This window comes from Salinibacterium sp., assembly GCF_031364185.1.
In the GTDB taxonomy this organism is placed as follows: domain Bacteria; phylum Actinomycetota; class Actinomycetes; order Actinomycetales; family Microbacteriaceae; genus Rhodoglobus.
This window is the reverse complement of record NZ_JANLVV010000302.1, coordinates 1-3783: the sequence shown is the minus strand read 5'-3', so window position 1 is coordinate 3783 and position 3783 is coordinate 1. Positions and strand designations below refer to the sequence as shown.

Sequence of the window (3783 nt, the reverse complement as noted above, 5' to 3'; positions counted from 1 at the left end):
CCAGGCGCAGCTTCGCTCGACGAGCTGAACGAGCGTCCCCTGAAAGTCAACTACTTCGCGAGCAAGTACGGTGCCATGCACCGTCGCATCTTTCCTCATACCGCGAACCTCGATGCATCCAACCTCGCCGAGCTCGATGCGGTGGGATTTGTATTCCTCTCGATGGACACGGGGCCGGCCAAGAGAGCAATCATCGATGCGCTCACCGCCCGTGACATCCCGTTCATTGACGTCGGCATGGGCATAAATAAGCAGAAGGACGCGCTGGGAGGAATTCTCAGAGTGACCTCGAGCTTTCCGGGGCGACGACACCACATCGATCAGAGAATCTCCTTCGCCGAGGAGCAAGACGACGAGTACGACAAGAACATCCAGGTCGCAGACCTGAACGCGCTAAACGCGGCCATGGCTGTCATCCGCTGGAAAAAGTTCAGCGGCTTTTACCTCGATCTCACGGACGAGATGCACAGCACATATACGGTCAGCGGAAACCGTCTCCTTAACTCGGACACGAATCAATGACCGTCAAGGTCTTCCGAGCCGAGTTCGTCGAATTCGTACCCCCAGATCGAGAAGAGGGCGTGCTCTACATCTCGACCACCTATCGCACCGCGGTGCATAGCTGTGCTTGCGGCTGCGGACTGAAGGTGGTGACGCCGATCCGTCCCTCCGGTTGGCACCTCCTGTGGGACGGCGACTCCGCAAGCCTCACACCGTCCATCGGCAACTGGGGATTTCCCTGCCGCTCCCACTACTTCATTCGCGGAGGGCGAGTGCACTGGGCGCGCCAGTGGTCATCGGCGCAGGTGTCAAGCGGTGCCGCGCGAGACAGGGCCGACCGTGATCGGGAGTTTGTTGCCAACGCGAGAACGACCCCCTCGAAAGCGGTGGGCTGGATCGAGCGCCTTTTCGGAGGGTCGAAATAACGAACGTCGGGTGGGGCAGTGGGCTTCGCTAGGGTGTCCACGCAGTTTCATCCGAGCGCAGTCTGCGCGCGTTCTCGCTTGCTGTTGCCAGTGCCGGTCGAGCATTCGCAACGAAGAAGGCGCGCCAGCGGTCGTACACCCCCTTGTCGAGCAGGTGGGTGCCAATTTTGACGGTTCCGTGACCGCTGTGGACCAGAATCTTGTCCCACCCTCCCTCGCTCTCGGCGAACCTGTAGGTGAGTTGCTCCCAGGCCGGGACGAGGTAAACAACGTGGGCCATGTCTCTGGTCACGATTGCGGTCCCGCTAACATCGCTCACCATCGTCCCGTCTGCGAGACGTCGAGCGCGATACGCAATGCGTAAGTCGTCTACGGCGGACCTCAAGGCCTCTTTGGCATCCGACTTCGGCGTGTGGTTCTTGATCGCAGTGATGTAGCTGAAGTCGACTACGGTGCCATCGGTTCGCTTGATCCAGATCCCTCGCGCATCTGGTCGGACGTTGAACTTGTCGCCATCACGAGTTCGACCAATGTAGAAGTGGTCGATTCCCGCCCCAACCTTTTCGTCGCGGTCAGGGTGCCGCTCGATAACTTCGCGGAGCGCGAGGTCGTGGACGGGGTCCGTGACTTCGTCGTTGATGTCGTAACTGTGGAGGATGCTTTGAAAGTATGCGAGAGCATCCTTCTGAGTTCGCCACGACATCGTGTCGAGAACAATGGGCTTTGGCAACTTAATCCTCTTCTGAGTCGCTCTCACCATACAGAGCGATCGAGTTGCGCGCAGGTGCTCTACTGCGGCCGCCGGCGTTTGCGCGTTGGTCAGCTTCACCGACCCCGGGGGTAGATGCGCCGCCAAGCAGTTGTCGAGTTTCGCGCATGTATGTTATGTATCAGTACATCGGTGACACTTCTGCATCAATAGATCGGTGTCCAACCAGCATCACCTGGTGGTGACACTTCCCCTCATTCTTTGAGGCATGACTGCTGCTGAGCCTGTTGATCCTCGTGTCCGTCTCGCCATCACCCAGTGGCCGCCCGATGCGCCACGTGGTGCGGTGACCACGTTCTGTGCCGAATATGGCATCTCGCGGAAGACGTTCTATGCGATCAGAAAGCGAGCCTTCGAGGAGGGTCAGGCGGCGGCTCTTGAGCCTCGAACGCGTCGGCCGGCGAGTAGTCCGGGTCGGCTTCCTGATGAGGTGAAGCGGCGAGCGATCGGAGTTCGGGCCGCGCTTGAGCAGTCGGGCCTGGACCACGGACCGATCAGCGTGCACGACAAGATGAAGATGTTGGGAATGACCCCAGTGCCCTCGACCGCAGCACTGTCGCGGATCTTCCGTGATGCGGGGGTTGCCAGAGCCGAGCCGCGGAAGAAGCCGAGGGCTTCGTTTCGTCGGTTCGTTTATCCGGTGCCGAACGCGTGCTGGCAGCTCGACGGCACCGAATATGTGTTGACCGGGGGCCGCAAATGCGTGATCTTCCAGCTCATCGACGACCACGCCCGCCTCGCAGTCGCGACCCATGTCACCTGGGGTGAAACTTCCGAGGGCGCCATCGCCGTGGTCAAGAAAGGCATCGCCGCTCACGGCGTTCCGCAACGATTGTTGACCGACAACGGCGCCGCTTTAAACCCATCACGGCGTGGTGCTGTCGGCCAGCTCGTCACCTACGTCACCCGGCTCGGTGTTGAGCCCATCACCGGCAAACCTTATAAACCGACCACACAGGGCAAGAACGAACGCTTCCACCAGACCCTGTTCCGCTTCCTCGACAAACAGCCCTTGGCCGCATCGCTCGAACAACTGCAGGTCCAGGTCGATGAGTTCGACCGGATCTATAACACTGAGCGACCCCATCAGGGACTTCCCGGCCGGATCACCCCGCAGCAGGCCTGGGAGGCGACACCGAAAGCCGACCCGCCGCGGCCACGAAACCAAATCCGCCCTGTTGGCTGGGACGGCGTCCGCCGCACCACGGTCGCCGCCAACGGCATCGTCCAAGTCCGCCAAACCCGGTTCCACGTCACCCGGCACCTCGCCGGACAGAGCGTCTATCTCGTTGAAACCGACCAACACCTGCTCGTCTTCGACGACCAAGGCACCGAGCTCATGCGATACCGCTGGCCGAGACCCGGAACCAAATACGTCCGCTCCGGCCGACCCCGAGGGCGGCAACCTCGGACCCTCTAAGTGTCACCAATGTCTTGATGCAGGAAGTGTCACCGATGTCCTGATGCAGAACTGTCACCCATGTCCTGATACATCACAGTTTCGCGCATGTATGGACGTGCCCACATTTCACCCACACATGGAGAGCATCGTGGTCAACTCATGGCACCGAGGTCGCGCCCAGTCACCAGCAGTTTGGCGGTATTTCGGCCACTTCAGCACAACTCCGCGGATACGACCTTCGACTACGGATCAATAGGCCGGGGGTTCAAATCCCTCCGGGCGCACCAACGAGAAAGAACCCGTTGTTTTTTGACGGGGTCTTTCTCGTTTGTTCGGCGGGGTGGACGCGAAGCCCCTCGTGGGCCCCCGCTGTGCAGTCCGGGCCGCTGCGAAGCAGTGGGCAGGCGGCGCGTTAGGGGAGTCAAATCCCCCGGGCGCACAGAAAATAACAGGCCTGACCACCATTTCTTCTGGAATGTGGTCGGGCCCGTTGTGGCTTCTGCCCACATCCTGCCCACACTTGAAAATTGCTGGGGACGATTCTTGGCCGAAAATCGACCTGTCCGGCTCTTCTGAGTTCAGTGTTTGTCGAGGTTTTGGACCAGCCGGCGGAGTTGACCACGTGACCTTGGTACATGTGGTCAAGTAGCTCATCCTCGTCGAGCGCACGCGCAGCAACGCAGGAC

At 60.3% G+C, this 3783-nt stretch carries 2 protein-coding genes and 2 pseudogenes; 3 read left to right on the top strand and 1 reads right to left on the bottom strand.

Going from position 1 to position 3783, the window contains the following annotated elements; all coding sequences use genetic code 11:
- Nucleotides 1-522, top strand: a pseudogene (locus RMN95_RS13325) (ThiF family adenylyltransferase); the annotation flags it as partial.
- A complete protein-coding gene (locus tag RMN95_RS13320; RefSeq protein ID WP_309617393.1) occupies nt 519-926 on the top strand; it encodes a DUF6527 family protein in 408 nt (135 codons plus the stop codon). The pseudogene RMN95_RS13325 and the gene RMN95_RS13320, both read left to right, overlap by 4 nt.
- 28 nt (nt 927-954) lie before the next feature.
- On the opposite strand, the gene RMN95_RS13315 is transcribed toward RMN95_RS13320, so the two are convergent.
- Complete coding sequence (locus tag RMN95_RS13315) at nt 955-1656, bottom strand: DCL family protein (protein WP_309617392.1); 702 nt, start codon at nt 1654-1656, stop codon at nt 955-957.
- Nucleotides 1657-1981: 325 nt separating this feature from the next.
- On the opposite strand from RMN95_RS13315, the pseudogene RMN95_RS13310 reads away from it, so the two are divergent.
- Nucleotides 1982-3159 (top strand): annotated as a pseudogene (locus RMN95_RS13310) (integrase core domain-containing protein).
- The last annotated feature ends 624 nt before the right edge of the window (nt 3160-3783 follow it).